Origin of the sequence: Kribbella jejuensis (genome assembly GCF_006715085.1) — a bacterium.
Classification (GTDB): Bacteria; Actinomycetota; Actinomycetes; order Propionibacteriales; family Kribbellaceae; genus Kribbella; species Kribbella jejuensis.
Map to the genome: position 1 here is coordinate 3182283 of NZ_VFMM01000001.1, position 20148 is coordinate 3202430.

General features: G+C 69.2%; 21 protein-coding genes. 11 read left to right on the forward strand and 10 right to left on the reverse strand.

The features are described 5' to 3' along the window. Positions 1 to 40 precede the first annotated feature (40 nt). Entirely contained in the window at positions 41 to 952 is a 912-nt protein-coding gene (locus FB475_RS15735) for an NAD-dependent epimerase/dehydratase family protein (RefSeq protein ID WP_238332167.1), read from the forward strand. Continuing rightward, positions 930 to 1685, forward strand: a complete 756-nt coding sequence (locus FB475_RS15740) for a protein phosphatase 2C domain-containing protein (RefSeq protein ID WP_141856697.1) — start codon at positions 930 to 932, stop codon at positions 1683 to 1685. Before FB475_RS15735 ends, FB475_RS15740 begins: the two co-directional genes overlap by 23 nt. Here FB475_RS15740 and FB475_RS15745 read toward each other — a convergent pair. The 3 genes from FB475_RS15745 to FB475_RS15755 are packed head-to-tail and all read right to left on the reverse strand — an operon-like array spanning position 1673 to position 4795. Beyond that, the gene (locus tag FB475_RS15745) at positions 1673 to 2614 is read right to left on the reverse strand and encodes a DUF4328 domain-containing protein (protein WP_141856699.1); all 942 of its coding nucleotides are present in this window, start codon (positions 2612 to 2614) and stop codon (positions 1673 to 1675) included. The genes FB475_RS15740 and FB475_RS15745 overlap by 13 nt on opposite strands. 40 nt (positions 2615 to 2654) lie before the next feature. After that, positions 2655 to 4178 (reverse strand): glycerol-3-phosphate dehydrogenase/oxidase, encoded by a 1524-nt coding sequence (locus FB475_RS15750; RefSeq protein WP_141856701.1) that lies wholly within the window; start codon positions 4176 to 4178, stop codon positions 2655 to 2657. Next, the gene (locus FB475_RS15755; protein WP_141856703.1) at positions 4175 to 4795 is read right to left on the reverse strand and encodes a TetR/AcrR family transcriptional regulator; all 621 of its coding nucleotides are present in this window, start codon (positions 4793 to 4795) and stop codon (positions 4175 to 4177) included. Before FB475_RS15755 ends, FB475_RS15750 begins: the two co-directional genes overlap by 4 nt. Positions 4796 to 4913: 118 nt before the next feature. Between FB475_RS15755 and FB475_RS15760 the strand changes: the two genes are divergently transcribed. Genes FB475_RS15760 through FB475_RS15770 form a run of 3 tightly spaced genes read left to right on the forward strand, consistent with a single transcriptional unit; the run spans position 4914 to position 8338 of the window. Then, on the forward strand, positions 4914 to 6581 hold the full coding sequence (locus FB475_RS15760) for an FAD-binding oxidoreductase (protein ID WP_141856705.1): 1668 nt from the start codon (positions 4914 to 4916) through the stop codon (positions 6579 to 6581). Between the two features lie 33 nt (positions 6582 to 6614). Next, complete coding sequence (locus tag FB475_RS15765) at positions 6615 to 7334, forward strand: SDR family NAD(P)-dependent oxidoreductase (RefSeq protein ID WP_141856707.1); 720 nt, start codon at positions 6615 to 6617, stop codon at positions 7332 to 7334. Continuing rightward, a complete protein-coding gene (locus tag FB475_RS15770) occupies positions 7331 to 8338 on the forward strand; it encodes an S-adenosylmethionine:tRNA ribosyltransferase-isomerase (protein WP_141856709.1) in 1008 nt (335 codons plus the stop codon). Before FB475_RS15765 ends, FB475_RS15770 begins: the two co-directional genes overlap by 4 nt. 2 nt (positions 8339 to 8340) lie before the next feature. Here the strand turns inward: FB475_RS15770 and FB475_RS36780 are convergent, their stop codons facing one another. From FB475_RS36780 to FB475_RS15780, 3 genes are all read right to left on the reverse strand, one after another. After that, entirely contained in the window at positions 8341 to 8490 is a 150-nt protein-coding gene (locus tag FB475_RS36780; protein WP_185759265.1) for a hypothetical protein, read from the reverse strand. Between the two features lie 114 nt (positions 8491 to 8604). After that, entirely contained in the window at positions 8605 to 9351 is a 747-nt protein-coding gene (locus FB475_RS15775) for a rhomboid family intramembrane serine protease (protein WP_141856711.1), read from the reverse strand. Positions 9352 to 9412: 61 nt separating this feature from the next. Then, a complete protein-coding gene (locus FB475_RS15780; protein WP_420359214.1) occupies positions 9413 to 9955 on the reverse strand; it encodes a peptidylprolyl isomerase in 543 nt (180 codons plus the stop codon). Positions 9956 to 10182: 227 nt separating this feature from the next. Between FB475_RS15780 and FB475_RS15785 the strand changes: the two genes are divergently transcribed. Then, positions 10183 to 10998, forward strand: a complete 816-nt coding sequence (locus FB475_RS15785; protein WP_141856715.1) for a hypothetical protein — start codon at positions 10183 to 10185, stop codon at positions 10996 to 10998. A gap of 75 nt (positions 10999 to 11073) precedes the next feature. Here FB475_RS15785 and FB475_RS15790 read toward each other — a convergent pair whose 3' ends face one another. Further along, positions 11074 to 11385, reverse strand: a complete 312-nt coding sequence (locus FB475_RS15790) for a hypothetical protein (protein WP_141856717.1) — start codon at positions 11383 to 11385, stop codon at positions 11074 to 11076. 111 nt (positions 11386 to 11496) lie between these two features. Continuing rightward, complete coding sequence (locus tag FB475_RS15795) at positions 11497 to 11970, reverse strand: methylated-DNA--[protein]-cysteine S-methyltransferase (RefSeq protein ID WP_141856719.1); 474 nt, start codon at positions 11968 to 11970, stop codon at positions 11497 to 11499. Positions 11971 to 12079: 109 nt separating this feature from the next. Here FB475_RS15795 and FB475_RS15800 point away from each other — a divergent pair, with 109 nt between their 5' ends. From FB475_RS15800 to FB475_RS15810, 3 genes are all read left to right on the forward strand, one after another. Then, a complete protein-coding gene (locus tag FB475_RS15800; RefSeq protein ID WP_141856721.1) occupies positions 12080 to 12796 on the forward strand; it encodes a DUF4328 domain-containing protein in 717 nt (238 codons plus the stop codon). A gap of 229 nt (positions 12797 to 13025) precedes the next feature. After that, the gene (locus tag FB475_RS15805) at positions 13026 to 14987 is read left to right on the forward strand and encodes a DUF4328 domain-containing protein (RefSeq protein ID WP_238332168.1); all 1962 of its coding nucleotides are present in this window, start codon (positions 13026 to 13028) and stop codon (positions 14985 to 14987) included. A 12-nt stretch (positions 14988 to 14999) separates the two neighbouring features. Beyond that, on the forward strand, positions 15000 to 15776 hold the full coding sequence (locus FB475_RS15810) for a sugar phosphate isomerase/epimerase family protein (RefSeq protein ID WP_141856725.1): 777 nt from the start codon (positions 15000 to 15002) through the stop codon (positions 15774 to 15776). Here FB475_RS15810 and FB475_RS15815 read toward each other — a convergent pair. Beyond that, positions 15743 to 16303: a TetR/AcrR family transcriptional regulator gene (locus FB475_RS15815; protein ID WP_141856727.1), complete on the reverse strand. Its 561-nt coding sequence runs from the start codon at positions 16301 to 16303 to the stop codon at positions 15743 to 15745. The two genes, FB475_RS15810 and FB475_RS15815, sit on opposite strands and share 34 nt — an antisense overlap. Before the next feature lie 88 nt (positions 16304 to 16391). Between FB475_RS15815 and FB475_RS15820 the strand changes: the two genes are divergently transcribed. After that, complete coding sequence (locus FB475_RS15820; protein ID WP_141856729.1) at positions 16392 to 17531, forward strand: FAD-dependent oxidoreductase; 1140 nt, start codon at positions 16392 to 16394, stop codon at positions 17529 to 17531. On the opposite strand, the gene FB475_RS15825 is transcribed toward FB475_RS15820, so the two are convergent. Further along, entirely contained in the window at positions 17528 to 18526 is a 999-nt protein-coding gene (locus tag FB475_RS15825; RefSeq protein ID WP_185759266.1) for a LacI family DNA-binding transcriptional regulator, read from the reverse strand. The two genes, FB475_RS15820 and FB475_RS15825, sit on opposite strands and share 4 nt — an antisense overlap. A gap of 121 nt (positions 18527 to 18647) precedes the next feature. Between FB475_RS15825 and arfA the strand changes: the two genes are divergently transcribed. Further along, positions 18648 to 20135, forward strand: a complete 1488-nt coding sequence (gene arfA / locus FB475_RS15830) for an arabinosylfuranosidase ArfA (protein WP_141856733.1) — start codon at positions 18648 to 18650, stop codon at positions 20133 to 20135. Positions 20136 to 20148: the final 13 nt, after the last annotated feature.

The window sequence follows — 20148 nt, forward strand, 5'->3', positions numbered from 1 at the left end:
CGGTAGGCCGACCGACAAATACGGACCGCACGATGGAGGAGTGACCGGAACCGAGAGGGTGATGGTGTTCGGCGCCGGAGGTTTCCTCGGCGCCACGATCTGTGCGCTGCTCGCCGACCGGGGGATCGAGTACCGAGGGCTGAGCCGGACCCGGAGCGAGCCGTACCGGCGGTGTGATCTGACCGCGATGCATCCGTACGCGCTGGACACCCAGATCGGGATGTACAAGCCGACCGTGGTCGTCAACGCGGTCGGCGCGACGCTCGGCGAGCCGGCCGAGCTGGTCCGCGCGAACGTGATCGCGGTCGAGGCCCTGCTCGCGTCGGTCCGCGACCACGCCGGTCACGCCCGGTTCGTCCAGCTCGGCTCGGCGGCAGAGTACGGCGGTGCGCCGCACGGGACGAGCCAGTCCGAGGACGCCGCGCCGCGCCCGCTCGGCCCGTACGGGATCACCAAGTTGGCCGGTGCCGAACTAGTCCTCCGGGCACACCGAGCCGGGGCGGATGCGGCCGTACTGCGGATCTTCGACGTGATCGGGCCGGGCGCGCCCGAGACCACGCTGACCGGGCGGGTGATCCGGGACCTGCGGTCGCGGCAGCTGATCGAGGTCGGGTCGCTCGATGTCTGGCGGGACTTCGTCGACGTCCGCGACGTGGCCGAGGCGGTCCTGGCGGTCGCGCTCGCGGACGGGAGCCTGCCGCCGGTTCTGAACGTCGGTACCGGCCGGGCGACGCTCGCGCGCGACGTCGCCGGGCAGCTGTTCGAGCTGAGCAGTCAGCCGGCGACCATCGTCGACGACGCCGAGCAGGAGACCGCGCTCGGCGCACCGTGGCAGCAGGCCGACACCACGCTGATCGAGCAGACCCTCGGCTGGTCGCCCAAGATCGCCCTCGACCAGTCCCTCGCCGACAGCTGGGCAGAATTGCCCTGTGGAAATCCGAGCGCTCAGTGAGGCCGCACCGGACCGCCGACCACCCGCCGTCAACGAGGACCTGATCCTCACCGGCCCCGACTTCGCCGTCGTCCTCGACGGCGCGACCGCACCCCGCGTCCCGGTCGACTCCGGTTGTCGGCACACGGTCGCCTGGCTGGTGATGCAGTTGGCGACCCGGCTCGCGCCACCGCTGCTCAGCCGATCACCCGCACCACTGCCCGAGCTCCTCGCCGACGCGATCGCGGCGGTCCGCGATTCACACGCCGGTACCTGCGACGTCAGCAATCCCGACAGCCCGTCGTCCACTGTCGCGATGGTCCGGCTGCTCCCCGACCACATCGAACACTTGGTACTCGCGGACTCGCCGATCGTCCTCCGCTCACCAGACGGCCGGATCACCGTCCACAGCGACGACCGGATTGACCTGCTCCCCGAGCGGACCCTCGAGGCGGTACGCCGGCTGCGCAACCAGCCGGGCGGCTTCTGGGTGGCGAGCACGCAGCCCGGTGCGGCGTACGAGGCGGTCGCCGGTACGACGGATCGCGCGGACGTCGACGCGATCGCGCTCCTGACCGACGGCGCCTCGCGCTATACCGAACGCTACGGCCACTCGTGGGACGAGCTGATGGACGTACTCACCACCGACGGTCCGCGCGAGCTGATCGACCGGGTGCGGGTCCACGACACCGCTTCGCCCACCAGCGGCAAGCAGTACGACGATGCGAGCGTCGTACTGCTTCAGCGTCCGTAGGTCGGGAAGCCCGGCCGCGGTACGTACTGCGGAGGCTGCGGGTAGTCCTGCATCCGTGGTGGCGGCGGAGTCAGCCGGACCTGCTGCCAGCCACCGACCTGCAGCATCAGCAGTGCCATCGCTATCCCGGCCACGGCCAGCAGCACCGTCGCGACCGTGAAGCCGATGTCGAACCCGAGCGCGACCCGGACCATGAAGTCCTGCAGGTTGTAGATGTCGACGTACGGGCTCTCCGCGTCCGCGGTGTCGGAGATCTGCACCAGACGGACGATCCAGACGATGAACCCGACCGTGGCGACCGCGCCGCCGCCGACGAGGATCACCCAGAAGCCGGTCCAGCTACCCCACCAGCCGGACAGCAGGGCCCGGATCCGCGCGGAGCGAGCCACGCCGGGTTGCGTGGGCGGCTCGCTGGCGCGGACGACGTCCCCGACGACCTGGAACGGGTACCAGAACTGCACGATCGGGCAGAACCAGGAGCCGATCACCCAGCCCGACGAGCGCCGGTGCAGGCGTTGCGGGGGCGGTGCCGGTTGTGGTGTCGGTTGTGGTGCGAAGGGTGAGAACAGGAAGTCGACGTTCTCGCGAGCCCGCCACAGCCAGAGCAAGAACGCGATCGCGGTCCCGATCAGCAGGTAGCTGACCAGGTTCAGGAACGGCCCGGTGCCGGCGATCGAGTCGATGCCACGCTCGATCTCCTGCTCGGAGAGCAGCCCGTAGACGAGGCGCTTGACCTCGTCGTACGACCGCCACAGCAGCACGCACTGGATCACCGCGGCGATCACGGTCAGGCCCATCAGCACGATGCTGACGATCGTGACCGCCCGAAGCGGCCGGAACTGCGGCGGCACCGGCTGGTACGGCAGTTGCTGGAACGGGCCCTGATACGGCCCGGGTCCCTGGTACGGACCCGGATACGGCTGCGTCACCCTTCCACCTCCCCGCAGCCAAGTTAACCTCAACGCCGTCTCAGACGGCCGCGAAAGCCTCCCGTACGGCGGGCAGCGCGAGCTCCCGGTCCGCTGCCGCCAGCCCGATCCGCGTCCGGCGGTCGAGGACGTCGTCCTCGGTCAGCGCGCCCTCGTGCCGGACCGCGAACCGCAGCTCGGCGTGTGTCGTCCGCAGCCCGGGCGCGATCGGCTCGAGCAACTCCGGCGGACCATCGATCACCTGTGGCGCCTCGACGCCGTACCGCTGGACGAACCGGACCGGCGCTCGGACCGCCGCGAGGTGCACGCGGTCGGCGGCGCCGACGAGCGGGATCCGATGCGTCTCACAACTCCGCCGTACCTCGAGAGTCGACTGCGCGAGCGCGGTGTCGAGCGCGTCCTGCGCCATCCGGCGGTACGTGGTCAGCTTGCCGCCGACGATCGTCACCACGCCGTCGTCGCTGGTGATCACCGCGTGCCGGCGGGAGATGTCGGCAGTCCCGCTGTGGTGGCCCGTGTCGAGCAGCGGGCGGAGACCGGCGTACGTGCCGAGGAGGTCGGCCCGGGTCACCGGCTGCTGGACGGCGGCGCTGATCGTGTCCAGCAGGAAGTCGATCTCGGCATCGGTCGCCTGGGGTACGTCGCTCACCGGGCCGGGCGCGTCCACGTCCGTCAGTCCGACGTACACCCGGTCGTCGGGCGCCGGGATCGCCATCACCACCCGGCGCAGCTCGCCCGGCACCGGCAGCGTCAGGACGGCGGACAGACCGCCGAAGACGGATTGCGGCAGCACCAGATGAGTGCCGCGGCTCGGGCGGAGCTTGATGCCGGAGGCAACTTGGTCGGCCCAGATCCCGGCGGCGTTGATCACGATCCGCGCGTCCACCGTCAGCCGGTGACCGGTCAGCTGGTCGACCAGGACCGCGCCGCGCCCGGTGACGTCGGTGGCGGCGACGTGGGTCAGGATGCGGGCGCCGTACTGCGCTGCGGTTCGCGCGATCGCCACGACCAGGCGGGCGTCGTCGTACAACTGGCCGTCCCAGGTGAGGAAGCCGCCGCGCATCCCCTCGGGACGCAGTGTCGGGGCGTAGCGCAGGATCTCGGCGGACGACACCCGGCGGGAGTGCGGGAGGTAGTCGTCGCTGGTCCGCGCGAAGGTCCGCAGGACGTCGCCGCCCAGGAACGCGGAGCGGAGCAGGGCGGCCTGGACGAACTTTGCCTCCGGCAACCATGGGGCCACCTGCGGGATCGGGTGCACCAGGTGCGGGGCGGTGGTCTTCATCAGGATGCCGCGCTCGACGGCGCTCTCGTACGCGATCCCGACGTGACCGGACGCGAGGTACCGCAGGCCGCCGTGGACGAGCTTCGAACTCCAGCGGCTCGTGCCGAAGGCGAGATCGTGCTTCTCCAGCAGGGCAACGCTCAGCCCGCGCGCGGCCGCGTCCAGCGCGACACCGGCGCCGGTGACCCCACCACCGATCACCAGCACGTCGACCGCCTTGAGCTCGTGCAGCTCGCGGGTACGCCGTGCCGCGTTCAGGCTCGCGTTGCCGATGGAGATCATGGCATCAGGTACCTCGTCAGCATCACGCGGAGCTCCTCGTCGAGCTTCGGGTACTCGTCCTTCTCGGCCATCACGGGCCCGGACACCGCGGACGCCAGCGAGACCAGGATGATCTGCCGGGCCAGCCAGACCGGGTCACCTTCGCGGATCGAGCCGTCGGCCTGACCCTGGCGGAGGCCCTCCTCGACGAGGGCGAGGTGGGCGACCGTGCTGCTGCCGCGGCGCTCCAGCAGGTACGGCGTGAGGAACTCGGGGTCGAGCTCGATGATCTTCCGCATCAGCGGGTGGACGCGGGTCTTCGCGACCACCTCGACGACGCCCTCGACCAGGCGGGCGCGGCCGTCCGCGGCGTCCGGCTGGAACGCCGACACCAGGGCGATCGTCCACTCCCGGGTCATCAGTGCCGCGACGACGGCCTGCACGTTGGGCCAGCGCCGGTACAGCGTTGCGCGGGAGACTTCGGCGTGCCGGGCGATGTCGGCCATCGTCATCCGGCGCATCCCGATCGCGAGCAGCAGCTCGTACGCCGCGTCCAGGATCCGCTCTTCGCCGATCGCGTTCGCCGGAGTGGGACGGGAGCTGGTCTCTGAATCCGATTCGCTGCTACGCTGAGACATCACATGCCAAAGTGTATCAGCGACTGCGGCATCCCGGAACTGTCCAGGGGAGGTGGGAGCCAGGGGGTTCCACCTCCCCTGGACGCTACCTCGCACAACCCCCGAACGGGAGCCACCCATGACCGAATCCGACCTCCCGGTGGCAAACCTCACTCCTGGCCGCTGGGGCAACCCGGCTCAGTCCGTAGAACTCCCCGCCGCCGCCCGCGACGCTCTCAAGCACCTAGGCGTCCGCCGGCCCACCCCACCCGCTGAAGCGGGCGAAGAGAGCGGACATCCGGGCGCCGAACCCGCCCCCGAGGCGGGCGGCGCCGGGTCGGCAGTTGGTGCGGGCGGCGCCCGGTCGGCGGCAGCGGGTGGGGCGGGGCTCGGGGTCACTGCTGGGCAGCTGGAGTTTCTGTCGTCAGTTGTCGGATCTCAGCACGTGGCTCTCGAGTGGGAGGCTCGGTGGGGTCATACGCGGGGGTATTCGACGACCGACCTGCTCAGGTTCCGCGCAGGCGATACGGATGACGTACCGGACGCGGTCGTCTACCCGGGCACGCACGACGAAGTGCAAGCGATCCTCGCCGGGGCTGCCGAGCACGACCTGGCAGTCGTCCCGTACGCGGGCGGCACCTCGGTGGTCGGCGGCCTGGCGCCGACGAGAAGGTTCATCACCCTCGACCTCCGCCGCCTCGACCAACTCGAAGAGCTCGACGAGATCTCCAGAACGGCGACCCTGCAAGCCGGCGTCCGCGGTCCGGTCGCCGAGGCGCTGCTGGCCGAGCGCGGCTACACGCTCGGCCACTTCCCCCAGTCCTACGAGGGCGCCTCGATCGGCGGGTATGCGGCCGCCCGCTCAAGCGGTCAGTCCTCCGCCGGCTACGGTCGCTTCGACCAGATGGTCGTCGCACTGACCATCGCCACCCCGCGCGGCACGATCCAACTGGGCCGCGCCCCGATGTCTGCCGCCGGCCCCGACCTCCGCCAGCTGATCCTCGGCTCCGAAGGCGCCTTCGGCATCATCACCTCGGTCGTCGTCCGGATCCGTCCCCGTCCCACCGAACGCCACTTCGAAGGCTGGCGCTTCGACGACTTCGACAGCGGCCTCACAGCGGTACGCCGACTCGCCCAGGACGGCCCGCTCCCGACCGTGCTGCGCCTCTCGGACGAGGTCGAAACAGCAGTCAACCTGGCCGATCCCGACGTACTGGGCGGCGGCTCAGGTGGCGTACTGGCGATCATCGGTTTCGACGGCCCGTACAACCAGGCAACCGCGGACGTCCTCACCGCATCCGGCGGTACGAACCTCGGCGAAGGGCCAGGCGAAACCTGGCGCCTCGGCCGCTACCGCGCGCCGTACCTCCGCGACCCGCTCCTCGACGAAGGCGCCCTGGTCGAAACCCTCGAGACCGCCACCTTCTGGTCCCGCGTCCCCGCGCTCAAAGCCGCCGTCACGCAAGCCCTCGTCGACGCTCTCAGCACGACCCCACCGCTCGTCCTCTGCCACATCTCGCACGTCTACGAGACCGGCGCGTCGCTCTACTTCACCGTCATCTGCGCCCAGACCGACGACCCGATCACCCAATGGCGGACCGCCAAAGCCGCCGCAAACAAGGCAATCGCCGAGGCCGGCGCCACGATCTCCCACCACCACGGCATCGGCACCGACCACCGAGCCGCCTACACAGCCGAAATCGGCCCACTAGCACTCGAAGCCCTCCATGCCGTCAAACAAACCCTCGACCCTCACAACGTCATGAACCCAGGCATCCTGCTGCCGGAGATCCAACGCCTCTCTTGACTTCAAGTTTGGTTGAGGTACGACGGTGACGACATGACTCCTGAACCGTCCGACCGTCCTGTTGCTCTGATCACCGGTGCCTCCGCGGGTCTCGGGCTCGCGCTGGCCCATGGTCTCGCCGACCGCGGCTGGGCCTTGGTGATCGACGCGCGCGGCGCGGAAGCGCTCAAAGACGCCGCGGACGCACTCGCGGACCGTACCGACGTCGTACCGCTGGCCGGCGACGTCACCGACCCGGAGCACCGCGCCGACCTGCTCGACGCGATCACCGAGCTCGGCCGTCTCGACCTGCTCGTCAACAACGCCAGCTACCTCGGCCAGAGTCCGCTCCAGGCCCTTGCCGACGCGGACCTCGACGAGCTCCGTCGCGTCTACGAGGTCGATGTACTCGCACCGATCGCGCTCACGCAGCTCCTGCTTCCTGCTCTCACCGCAGCATCCGGTGTGCTGATAAACATCAGCTCCGACGCCGCCGTGGAGGCGTACGAGACCTGGGGTGGTTACGGCTCTGCCAAGGCGGCTCTGGATCACGCGACCCGGGTACTGGCGGCGGAGCATCCTGCCCTGTCCGTGTACGCCGTGGACCCGGGTGATCTGCGGACGGCGATGCACCAGGCGGCGTTCCCCGGTGAGGACATCTCGGACCGGCCGGAGCCCGCGACCGTCGTACCGGCGTTCCTGAAACTGCTGGACAGCCGTCCGGAGAGCGGCAGGTACCGAGCTGCAGAGTTCGCGCCGGCGGTGACGCCGTGAGGGTGCATCCACAGACCAGGTTCGAGCTGCCGGAGCAGTTGAACGCGGGCGAACCTCCGGAGGCACGTGGTGTCTCCAGGGATCACGTGAAGTTGCTGGTCGCGGAGGGGTCGACCGTCACGCACACCCGTTTCGACCGGCTCGGCGACCACCTCCGCGCGGGCGACCTGCTGCTGGTCAACACCTCCGGCACGCTGGCCGCGGCCGTGGACGGTACGCCGTACACCGTGCACTTCTCCACGCCGCTCGACGACGGTACCTGGGTCGTCGAACTGCGGGACAGGAACGCCCCGTTGTTCGACGGTACGCCTGGGCTGCAGGTGGAACTGCCCGAAGGCGTGCTGACGTTGCTGGCGCCGTACGAGGCTTCACCGAATCGCCTGTGGATCGCCCAGCCGCCGGTGGTCGACGTACTCTCCTACTTGCAGCGGCACGGGCGGCCGATCACCTACAACTATGTCGGGAAGCGCTGGCCGCTGGCGTCGTACCAGACTGTCTTCGCGCGCGAGCCTGGTAGTGCGGAGATGCCCAGTGCCGCAAGGCCGTTCAGCTTCGAACTGGTGAGCCACCTGGCCTCGCAGGGCGTTCTCATCGCACCCATCCTGTTGCACTGCGGCGTGTCCTCATTGGAGAGCCACGAGCCGCCTCAGCCCGAGCGGTACGACGTACCTGCGCACACGGCTCGGCTGGTCAACTGGGTGAAGGCGAACGGCGGACGGGTGATCGCCGTGGGCACCACCGCCGTACGAGCCATCGAAACAGCCGCCTCGCCGGACGGCACGGTCTCCCCGTCACATGGCTGGACAGACCTGGTACTCGGCCTGACGCGAGAACCCCGGGTAGTAGACGGCCTGATCACCGGCTGGCACGCGCCCGAGGCCTCCCACCTCCTCCTGCTGGAGTCGGTGGCCGGCCCTGACCAGGTGCAGAACGCCTACACCGAAGCGCTCGACCACGGCTACCTGTGGCACGAGTTCGGCGACAGTTGCCTGCTCCTGCGTTGAGCTCAGGAGGCCTTGGCCGCCGGCTTCTTCTCAGAGATGCGGTTGGTGGTCTGGAGCGCGGTGACCGCGCTCGGCGTCTCCGGCGCCTTCGGCCGCACGACCTGATGCTCGTTTCCGGGCCGGGCCCGCTTGTCCACAGCGCGTGGGCTCATACGAAAGTCCTTACCAACTGGTCCCCCGTCGGGACGTCACCTGATTAGACAAGCGTCCAGAGCCGCTTGTCACCAGAATTAACCCAACTGACGGAAAGTTGTGGCCTAGGCCGTTTATGCCCGTTGCCGGTTGCGGCGGTTGTGGTTGGAGAGCTGGAGGTAGATCCAGGCGACCGCGGCACCGACCACGAAACCGCCGAGGTGGCCCTCCCACGAGACGTTCGGGATGGCGAAGGACAGGAACGCGGTGACGGCGACGTACATGATGATCCACGTGACGTCGAGGCCGCGGGCGCGGCTGATCACCAGCAGCGCACCGACGAGGCCCAGTACGGCGCCGGACGCACCGAGGGTGGCGCCGCCGGGGGCGGAGAGGATCCAGACCGCGACGCTGCCGCCCAAGGCCGACAGGATGTAAAGGATGGTGAAGCGCAGCCTGCCGAGCATCTGTTCCAGCGGCGGGCCGAGCTGCCACAGCATGAACAGGTTCGAGAAGATGTGGAAGATCTGCACGTGGGTGAACGCCGACGTGAGCAGCCGCCACGGTTCGCTGCCGGCCAGCGCCGGGACCATCACCAGGTCGTTCAGGATCTGCGGGTTGCCGAAGCGCGCGGCCAGGAAGACCAGCACGTTCAGCGCCAGGATCGTGTAGGTGACGACCTGCTGGCTGCCGCCGCGCTGGATGCCGCCGAGCGACGTGCGGGTGCGCGGGACCGAGCGGGCACCCTGGTTGAAGCATTCCGGGCACTGGAAGCCGACGGCGGCGCTGTTCATGCAGTTCGGGCAGATCGGCCGGTCGCAGCGCTGGCAGCGCACCCCGGCGGGCCGATCCGGGTGCCGGTAGCAGACGGTGTCGGTCACGCGGGCGCGTCCCTCTCCGGTAGCGCGGGGCCGGGAGTGACCCGGCCCCGCGGTCAAGCTGTCAGGCGTTCTTGCGCTCGACGACGACCTTGTTGATCACGATCGGGTCGATCGGGCGGTCGCCCGGGGCAGTCTTCGCGGTCGCGATCGCGTCCACGACCTTCTTCGACTCGTCGTCGGCGACCTCGCCGAAGATGGTGTGCTTGCGGTTCAGGTGCGGCGTCGGGACCACGGTGACGAAGAACTGCGAGCCGTTGGTGCCGTGGCCGTACTGGATGCCGGCGTTCGCCATCGCGAGCAGGTACGGGCGGTCGAACTGGAGCTCCGGGTGGATCTCGTCGTCGAACTGGTAGCCGGGGGTGCCGGTACCGGTGCCGAGCGGGCAGCCGCCCTGGATCATGAAGCCGTCGATCACCCGGTGGAAGCCGAGGCCGTCGTAGAACGGCTTGGTCACCTGCTGGCCGGTGTTCGGGTCGGTCCACTCCTTGGTGCCCTCGGCCAGGCCGACGAAGTTGCTCACCGTCTTCGGCGCGTGGTTCGGGAACAACCTGATGACGACGTCGCCCTTGTTCGTCTGCAGGGTCGCGTACAGCTCTTCGGCCACGGGAGTCACTCCTAGTCGGGATACATCTGCGTACCCCTCGATCCTGTCATGGGTGTTCAAGAACCCCCGCATTGGTGCCCCAGGTGTAGGCAGAGTGGGGTGGGGCACAGGGTTATCGGCTTGTTACGTCGTACGATGCAGATGTTGCCGGATTTGTCCAGAGTCAGCCCATGTCGCCGATGGGCGGGAGAGCCGTCCGCGGGATGGGCGGCACCTAGGAGGGAACCGTGGGTTTGAGGAAGTCGAAGGACCGGGTCGAGGCCGCGAAGGACCGCGTCCGGCCGCTTGCCGAGTCGGCGTCGGAGAAGCTCGGACCGGCCGTCGGTCAGGTCCGCGATCACCTCGCGCCGGCCGTTGGCACCGCACGGGAGAAGGTGTCGCCGTACGCCGAGAAGGCGGTCGAGCGGGGTGCACACCTGGCCCACCAGGCGGTGGAGAAGGCCGGTCCGGTGCTCGACGACGCGCTCGCCAAGGTCGGCCCGGCTACCGAACACGCCGCCGAGCGGGCTCGTGAGCGGCTGAACGACGATGTCCTGCCGAAGGTGACCGCGGCGCTGGCCACCCTGGCGGCCGCCGCCGAACCGGTCGTCGAGGAGACCGCCCGCCGTGGCAAGGCCACCAAGGCCGCGCTGAAGGGCGAGATCGACCTGCCGAAGAAGAGCCACAAGCTCCGCAACCTGGTGCTGTTCCTGGGCCTCGGCGCCCTGGCCGCGGCAGCGGTGAAGAAGCTGCTGACGCCGCCGGAGCCGGCCTGGCAGTCGACCCCGACCAGCGGCCGCGACTACAGCTCCGCCCCGGCCGGTACGACGGCACGCCCGGCCGAGAGCACCTCGTCGAACGGCAAGTCCGACGCCAAGCCGGAGGAGCCGAAGGCCGACGCACCGAAGGCCGAGACGAAGCCGGAGACGGGGACCGAGACCGGACCTGGGACCGGGGCCACGGACGACAAGGCCAAGGACGAGGTGAAGGCCGCGGCGAACGGCGCCGCCAAGAAGACCACGACCAGGAAGCCGACGGGCGACAGCAGCTCGACCGAGTCCTGAGACCACCGCAACGGCGAAGGTCCCGAACCCCAGGTGGAGTTTGGGACCTTCGTTCGTCCGGGTGGGTACGGCGCTTCAGTTGACCTGCGGGTCCGGGTCTTCGGCCTTGGCCAGTTGATACCGGCCGGCGGACAGCAGTTGGGTCGCGTAGCGGTGCGTGATGCACGGGTAGGAACCGCCACAACTCAGGCAGACCGCGTCGTTGCGGTGCAGCCAAGGAACGACCTTGAAGCGCTTGATCCAGGTCAGCGGTTCCCGGTCCGGCGCGTGCACCTGGAGCGCCGCGCGAGCAGCGTCCTGGATCTCCGGGGCCGACCATTCCTCGGCGCTCTTGTCCATCAGCGCGCTGAGGTCGGGGTGCAGGTGGTCACTGCGGGCTTTGTTCATTTATATGTCTTCCAAGGGCTGGGGAGGACGCCTTAATCGCTCGCTTCAAACGTTAGTGCCCGCAGATGTCAGCCGCGCCTCGAGTCGGCCTGCCCCGGTGTCAGATCTTCGTTAGTTCCACATCGTCTCGAAGCTGACCCGCGCCTCGAGCTCGAGCAGGTGCCGCTTGGTCGGGATGCCGCCGCCGAAGCCGACCATCTTGCCGCCGGCGCCGACCACCCGGTGGCAGGGCACGACGATCGCGATCGGGTTCCGGTTGCACGCCGTCCCCACGGCCCGGGCCGCGCCGGCGTCGCCGACGATCTTCGCGACCTCGCCGTACGTCTGCATCTCGCCGTACGGGATCCGGGTGAGCTGTTGCCAGACCGCGCGCTCGAAGTCGGAGCCGCCGCGGACCGAGAGCGGCAGCGCGAACTCCTGGAGCTCGCCGGCGAAGTACGCCTTCAACTGCTCGGCGGCCTCGGTCAGCAGCGGGTCGGTGTCCAGCGGGCGGTCGGTGCCGCCGAAATGCAGCCGGCAGAGCCCGGTGTCGTCGACCGCGAGCGTGAGGTCGCCGATCGGCGAATCGACCACGGTCCAGTGCATACCCCCATCCTCCCGCTCACCTCCGACAGTTTCTGGCAGAAATACGCCACCCAGGCACCGCAACGTGATGTTCTCGCCCGGTCACGGCCTGTTGTGCTATGTCTGATCCATGCCGAGCCAGGTGCCGCTGGACAGGTGGTTCAGCTCCGAGCGGGCGATGGGCGTCGGTGCCTCGGTCCTGATCGGGCTGGTCACCGTCACCGCGTGGTCGACCGCGTGGTCGGACTGGAACCTGTACCGCACCCGGCGGACGTACGGCGACGACGCCGCCGAGCTGTCCGAGGCGAACCTGATCTCCGGCTCGCTCGGAATCGTCGCGGCGCTCGCCCTGTTCGCGGCCGCGGTGGTGTTCATCGTCTGGCTCTGGCGGGTCCGGTGGAACGCGGAGATGTTCTGCCGCGGCGAGCACCGCTACAGCCGCGGCTGGGTGCTCGGCTGCTGGCTCGTCCCGGTGGTGAACCTCTGGTACCCCAAGCAGATCGTCGACGACATCGTCGCGGCCAGCGACCAGCGCACCGATCCGCTGACACCGGATTTGAAGGACGTTCCCGGTACCCGGCTGGTGTGGGCGTGGTGGCTGACCTGGGTGGCCGGACTGGTCACCGGAAACATCGTGCAAAGAGGAGTGCTGGCCGGCGCGTCGCAGCTCGGAGACCTGCGCACGAACGTCATACTGTCCTCCGTCTCGGCGCTGTTCACCACCGGCGCGGCCGTACTCGCGGTGATCCTGATCCAGCGGATCGACGAGCTCCAGAGTGCGCGGCCCTGGGTGCCGTGGTGGGCGGTCGGAACACCTCAGAACGGCTTCCAACCACCTGCGCGGTAAACCAAACCGTCACGCGCTGCTCGGTGACTCGTTACCAGTGGTGATGGGCGTACGAAAAGAACACGTTAAGTCGACACCCTCTGTGCTGGGGCCGACTGCCCTGGCGTACCTACTTCGTGGTATCAATGTGGCTCGGTCAAGCGGGGGCAGGGCCAGGCAGAGGCGCCGGACAGACGACGGAGTTCCAGTAACGCGAGGGACGCGAGACGTGAGCCACCCGCAGGCATTGATGACTGCTGTCGAAGAACAGGAAGAATGGCAGCCGCACGCGGCTGAGGAGTTCCAGCAGGTCGGGACGGTCGGGAAGATCGCCATCGGACTGCTGGGGGCGTCCACGGTGACGCACCTGCTGTCCACCTGGTCCGACTGGAACACGTATTCCGTGGTGCACCGCTATCTCGGCGGGATGCCGAACGTCGACGACGCGGACCTGAACCGCGCGGACGCGATCGCCAAGGTGACCGCCGTCCCGAACGTGATCATCTCCGTCGCCGCCGCGGTCGTCTTCGTCGTCTGGCTGTGGCGCGTCCGGGTCAACTCCGAGGTGTTCTGCCAGGCCGACCACCGCCGCAGCCACGGCTGGGTGCTGGCGAGCTGGTTCGTCCCCGGCCCGAACCTCTGGTACCCGAAACAGATCGTCGACGACGTCTGGCTGGCCAGCGATCCGAAGACTCCCGTGTACGCCGACGACCTGCGCCGGTTCAGGACTCCCCCACTCACGTCGGTGTGGTGGGTCGCCTGGATAGGCGCTCTTGCGTTCGACGTGGTGGTCCGCCGGTTCCTGATGTGGATGGAGGCGACGGTCGGCTCGCTGCGCGGGATCGCGCTCGCGGGTACGGCGTCGTTGGTGCTGACCGCGGTGTCCGCGGTGGCCGCGACGATGATCATCCGCAAGATCAACCACATGCAGACCACCCGCAAGTGGGTGCCGTGGTGGGACCAGGGCCCGAAGCTGAGCGCCGTCCCGACCTACGAGGTCACCCAGGTCCCGTCGTACGCGAACGACGACACCGACGAGCAGCCGGCCATCTCGGAGCCGATCGCGCCGTCGCTCGGCCTGGTCCGCGAGCCGCAGCTGCAGCTGGCGGGGGCACCGCAGCTCCAGTCCGCCAACCCGTTCGCTCCGCCCGCAGCGCCGGCCCCGGCGGCCTCGAGCCCGTTCGCACCGCAGCCGCCCCAGCCGGAGGGCTTCCCGGGTGACGGCGCCGCCGCCCCGGCCGCGTTCGCCGGCGACCCGGAGCTGCCGGAGGCGCCGAAGTGGAGCCCGTTCGCGCCGGTCACGGAGAGCTGGCAGGACGACGCCGGTCCGGCGACCGAGCAGTTCAACCCGATCCAGTCCTGGCAGGACGAGAAGCCGGTCGAGGAAACGACGTACTCCCAGCCGACCTGGGAGGAGTACCGCAACACGATCGCCCAGGACACGCTCGGTTCCGGGCACAGCTGGCTCGACGAGGCCGCTCCGATGACCGTCGTCCAGCCCGACCCGTACTCGTACCAGCCCGAGCCGCAGCAGCCGGTACAGCCCGCGGAGGAGCAGCACTGGGCGGCCCGCTACTCCGAGCCGTACTCCTACGATCCGGACCGCACCTCGACGTCCTCCCCCGCGGAGGCCCTCGAATCACCCAAGCCCGCACCCGAGCCTGAGCCCGCCCCGGTTGCGCGCGCGGGTCGCCGGGCCGCTCGGGTCGCGGTCGACAGCCCCTCGGCGATCCAGCCGGCCGTTCCCTCGAGGGACCACACGTACTCGGAACACACCGTCTACGGGCAGTCCGAGCACACGCAGCCGTCGTCGCACGTGTCGGCCTCCTCCGGGTACTACGAGCCCGCGCCGGCGCCGAGCTACAACACCCCGGACGACTTCCTGACTCCGTCGAAGCCGCTCCCGCCGGTGCCGTCGTACGGGCCCGAGCCGACGTACGCGCCGAACGACGACTACACCGACTACGGCTCGTCGTCGTACACGTCGGACTACGCGTCGTCGTACAACTCCGAATACAGCTCGAACAGCTACCAGCACGACGCGTACACCGGTTCGGAGTACGAGACCTACAGCCCGAACTACGCGACCGAGTCGTACGGTTCGCAGCACCAGGAGAACACCGAGTACGGGCAGCAGCAGGAAGAGCAGCCGGCCGACCCCGAGCAGCCGGTCAACCCGCGGCCCCGTCCGCGCCGCGGCCGCTGGGTCTGATCAGATAGCTCCATGCGCTTAGGTTTCGCCACTCTCGGTTGTCCCGGAGCTCCACTCGACGACGTCCTGGCACTTGCCCAGGGCAACAATTTCACCGGTCTGGAGTTGCGGGCGGCGCCGGACGAGTTCACCAACACCGGCCTGTCGGCGGCCGAGCGGCGGGAGCTGCGCAGCCGGATCGAGGACGCCGGGCTGGAGATCTTCGCGGTCAGCAGCTACGTCCGGCTGTGTGCGGTCGAGGACCAGCCGCTCGAGGCACACCTCGAACTGGCCGCCGATCTCGGTGCGCGTGGCGTGCGAGTCCTCCCGGGCGACGACGACGCTCTGTCGGACGGCCCGAGCGCCGGCGAGATCCGCGCGCTCGACCGGGTGACGTCCGCGCCTCGCGACGTACCGATCCTGCTCGAGACGCACGACTCGCACTCGACCGCCCGGCAGGTCGCCGCGTTCCTCACGTTGCTCGACAGCGACGTGCCCGGCCACCAGGTGCGGGCGCTCTGGGACAGCTCGCACACCTGGTCGCACGGCGAGACCCTCGCCGAGTCGTACGCGCTGCTCCAGCCTTGGCTCGAGCTCGTGCAGTTCAAGCAGGCCGACTCGAAGCAGGACTACCGCCCGGTCGCGATCGACGAGGGCGACTTCCCGATCCGCGAGCTACTGACAGTCCTCGAAGGCACCGACTACCCGCTCTCGCTGGAGTGGGAGCTGAAGTGGCACCCGCACCTGCCCCCGCTGGCGCAGACGCTACCGGCGGTTCATGCCTGGCTGGGCGACGCCGCCGTCAAGTAGCGCGTCACGGTTGGCCCGAGCCACGCGACCGCCTCGTCGGTCGTCAGCTCGACCACCGGCTTGAACTGAAGGATGTAGCGGCAGAGCGCGAACCCGAGCGCCTGCGTCGCGATCAGTCCTGCCCGTACGTCGGGTCGGTCGATCCTCGCGCGCTCGAACGTCGGCGTGAGCTGCCCGACGAAGACCTGCCGCATCCGCTCGGCCGAGGCCTCGTTGGTGACCGCCGTCCGGAGCAGTACGCGGAGGGTGTCGTCTTCCTCCCAGCGCTCGATCAGGTGCCGGACGAGCACCTCACCCGCCTGCTCGCGCGGTACGTTGCTCAGGTCCGGTAGCCGGACGTCGAATTCGGCCGCTGCCGCGAACAGCTTCTCCTTGTTGCCGTAGTACCGCATGACCATGGCCGGGTCGATCGCCGCGTCCGCCGCGATCGCCCGGATCGTCGCGCGCTCGTACCCGTCCGCACCGAACCGCTCCCGGGCCGCCGCGAGGATCGCCGCCCGGGTCCGATCGGACTTCTTCTCCGCCATGCACCCAGCATATGCCAACACTTGTTGACTTTTGCTAGCTGGAGTCCTACGGTAAAAGTCAACAAGCGTTGACAAGGAGATGACCATAATGACCAGGAACGCCGAGGTTGTGGTGGTAGGTGCGGGTCCGGTCGGCCTGGCGGTGGCTGTCGGGCTGCGGTTGAAGGGGCATGACGTGGTCGTGGTCGACCGGCAGACCGAGGGCACGAACACCTCCCGCGCGTGCGTGATCCACCCGCGGACGCTGGAGGTCCTGGACGAGCTGGGCGTCACCAAGCGGCTCGTCCAGCTGGGTCTGCAGCTGCAGGACTTCGCGATCCGGTCCGGCGACCAGGAACTGATCCCGGTCAACTTCGCCGACCTGCCGACGGCGTACCCGTTCGTCACGATGATCCCGCAGCCGGTCACCGAGCAGGTGCTGCTCGACCGTCTGGTGGAGCTCGGCGGCTCGGTACTGCGTCCGTACGCCGCGACCGGCCTGACCCAGAGCGCCGACGGCGCGTCCGTCACGTTGGACAACGGCGACGTGATCGACGCGCGGTACGTCGTAGCGGCCGACGGGATGCACAGCACGATCCGCGAGCTGGCCGGACTGCGGATGCCCGGCAACACGCTGGAGCTGTCGCTGAGCCTGGTCGACGTCCGCGTCGCCGGCGGCCTGCCGACCGACGAGGTCGGCCTGTACTTCGCCTCCGCCGGAATGCTCGTGGTAGCGCCGCTGCCGGACGGTTCGTTCCGCCTGGTCGCTGAGGTCGAGGACGCGCCAGAACACCCAGACGTCGCGTTCGCGCAGCAGCTGCTGGCCGACCGCGGCCCGCGGACCGCGCACCCGGAGGTGACCGAGGTGGTGTGGGGCTCGCGGTTCCGGATCCACGAGCGGGTCGCGGACAAGTACCGGGCCGGACGCGTGCTGCTGGCCGGCGACGCGGCTCACACGCACAGCCCGGCGGGTGGTCAGGGCATGAACCTCGGCCTGCGCGACGCGGTCACGCTGGCCGACGCGCTCGACCAGGCGCTGAAGGGCGACGAGTCAGGTCTCGACGCATATGCCACGAAGAGCCGCTCCGAGGCGGTTCGGGTGATCGGCCTGGCCCACCGCCTGACCCGCCTCGCGAACGTTCCGTACGCGGTCCGCCCTGTGCGCAACGCCGTACTCCGCCTCGTCGGTCGCGTCGGCAAGACCCAGACCGGCCTGGCCAAGCAACTCGCCGGCTTCCCGGAGCGTTAACCCGCGGACGACTCGCGGATCTCGAGCTTGTACGGGACCGTGAGGTCGCGGTGGGTGGAGTTGTCGTTGCCGGTGATCCGGTCGAGGAGCAAGGCGACCGCGCTGTCGGCCAGCCACTCCTTGTCCGGGGAGATCGAGGTCAGCGACGGTGAGTGGTACCGGCCGTCCTCGATGTCGTCGAAGCCGACGACCGCGACGTCCTCCGGCACCCGCAGCCCGGCATCGGCCAGGGTCCGGAGCGCGCCGAGGGCAAGCAGATCGTTGAAGCAGAACACGGCGTCCGGCGGGTTGGGCAACGCGAGCAGTTCGCGCATCGACGCGGCGCCGTCGGGTCGGTGATAGCCGGTGCCGGCCAGTTCGAGGGCGGGATCGTGCGGTAGCCCCGCCTCCTTGAGCGCCTTGCGGTACCCCTTGCGCCGGACAGCTCCGGTACTCGTCCCCCCGACACCGATCGCCGCGATCCGCCGCCGGCCGAGCGAGACCAGGTGCGAGGTCGCGTCGTGCGACGCCTGCACCGAGTCGACGGCGACGCGGTCGAACTGGCCACCGGCCGGGCGTTCGCCGAGCAGGACGAGCGGCTTCCCGGTCGAGTCCGAGGTCAGCTTGGCCGGCGCGGTGGCGAGCGGGGAGAAGATGATGCCGTCGATGAGTTGCCCGCGCATCCCGTCCAGCACGAACCGTTCGGCGTCGGCCTCGCCCTCGGTCTGGTCGATCAGCACGGTCACCCCGCGGCGCTTCGCGGCCCGGCTGATCGCGGCGCCGAGCTCGGCGAAGTACGGCGAACCCATCTCCGGGATGGCCAACGCGATGAAGTCCGAGCGGCCCTTGCGCAGCGAGCGGGCGCTGACGTTCGGCTTGTAGTCCAGTGCGGCGATCGCGGCCTCGACCTTGGCCCGGGTGCGTGCGGTGATGTGCGGGTAGTCGTTGATCACGTTCGAGACGGTTTTCACCGATACCCCGGCCCGTGCGGCCACGTCGCTGAGCCTGGTCGCCATCGAACCGCCTCCTGTCACTCGCGTGCGAGTCCCGAGTGTGCCATCGCCGAGCCCTTTACACCGATTGTCAATCGTTGTAGACATCCACGGTAAACGTTGTAAACGTTCCACGGGAGGCCTCATGGCTCGGCTTGTGGTGGACCCCGCGTTCGCGGTCGGTGCGCTGGACCGGCGGGTGTTCGGCTCGTTCGTCGAGCACATGGGGCGTTGCGTGTACACCGGTATCTACGAACCCGGGCATCCGCGGGCCGACGCCGACGGCTTCCGTGCGGACGTGCTCGAGCTGGTCCGCGAGCTCGGTGTCACCGCGGTCCGCTACCCCGGCGGCAACTTCGTCTCGAACTACGACTGGGAGGACGGCGTCGGGCCGAAGGACGAGCGGCCACGGCGGCTCGACCTGGCCTGGCGGTCGATCGAGCCGAACCAGTTCGGCACCGACGAGTTCGTCGCCTGGTCCCGCAAGGCCGGCGTCCAGCCGATCTGGGCCGTCAACCTCGGCACCCGCGGTATCCGCGACGCGGTCAATCTGCTCGAGTACTGCAACCTTCCGGCCGGCACCGCGCTGTCCGACCGCCGGATCGCGAACGGCAGCCCGGAACCGCACGACATCCGGATCTGGTGCCTGGGCAACGAAATGGACGGCCCGTGGCAGATCGGCCACAAGACCGCCGAGGAGTACGCGCGGCTCGCCGAGGAGACCGCGAACGCGATGCGCCGGGTCGATCCTGACCTGGAGTTGGTCGCGTGCGGGTCGAGCAACGCCGGGATGCCGACGTTCGGCGAATGGGAACGCGTCGTCCTGGAACGCAGCTACGACCTGGTCGACCACATCAGCCTGCACGCGTACTACGAACCTCGCGGCGGCGACCGTACGAGCTTCCTCGCCGCCGCCGAGGAGATGGATCGGATGATCTCCGCGGTGGTCGCCACCGCCGACCATGTCAAGGCGCTGAAGCGCAGCGACAAGGAATTGACGCTCTCGTTCGACGAGTGGAACGTGTGGCGCCAGCAGGAGTTCCCCGGCGAGCTCGGCTTGGACATCCGCGAGACCGAGGCGCTGATCGAGGACACCTACACCGTCGACGACGCCGTGGTCGTCGGCAGTCTGCTGATCACCCTGCTCCGGCATGCCGACCGGGTGAAGATCGCTTGCCTTGCGCAACTGGTCAACGTGATCGGCCCGATCCGTACCGAGCCCGGCGGCCGCGCCTGGCGGCAGACCATCTTCTACCCGTTCGCGCTGACCGCGCAGTACGCCGGTTCGACGGTGCTGCAGACCGCGATCACCGGTGGACCCGACATCGACACCGCCGCGTTCGGGCGGGTCCCCGCGCTGTGGAGCACAGCGACGTACGACGAGAACACCGGGGAGACGGCGATCTTCGTCGTGAACCGGAGCGAGAACGACACGATCGATCTGGAGATCCCGGCGTCCGGACGTCTTGTCCGGCACGTCGCTCTGTACGACGAGGATCGCGCCGCGCTGAACACCGCGGACGATCCGGACCGGGTCAAGCCCCGGGCCGTCGGCACCACCGAAGTTGTCGACGGTGTCTGCCGTACCACGCTGCCGCCCGCTTCGTGGCATCTGATTCAGCTCAGCAGTTAGTCAGCAGTTAGTT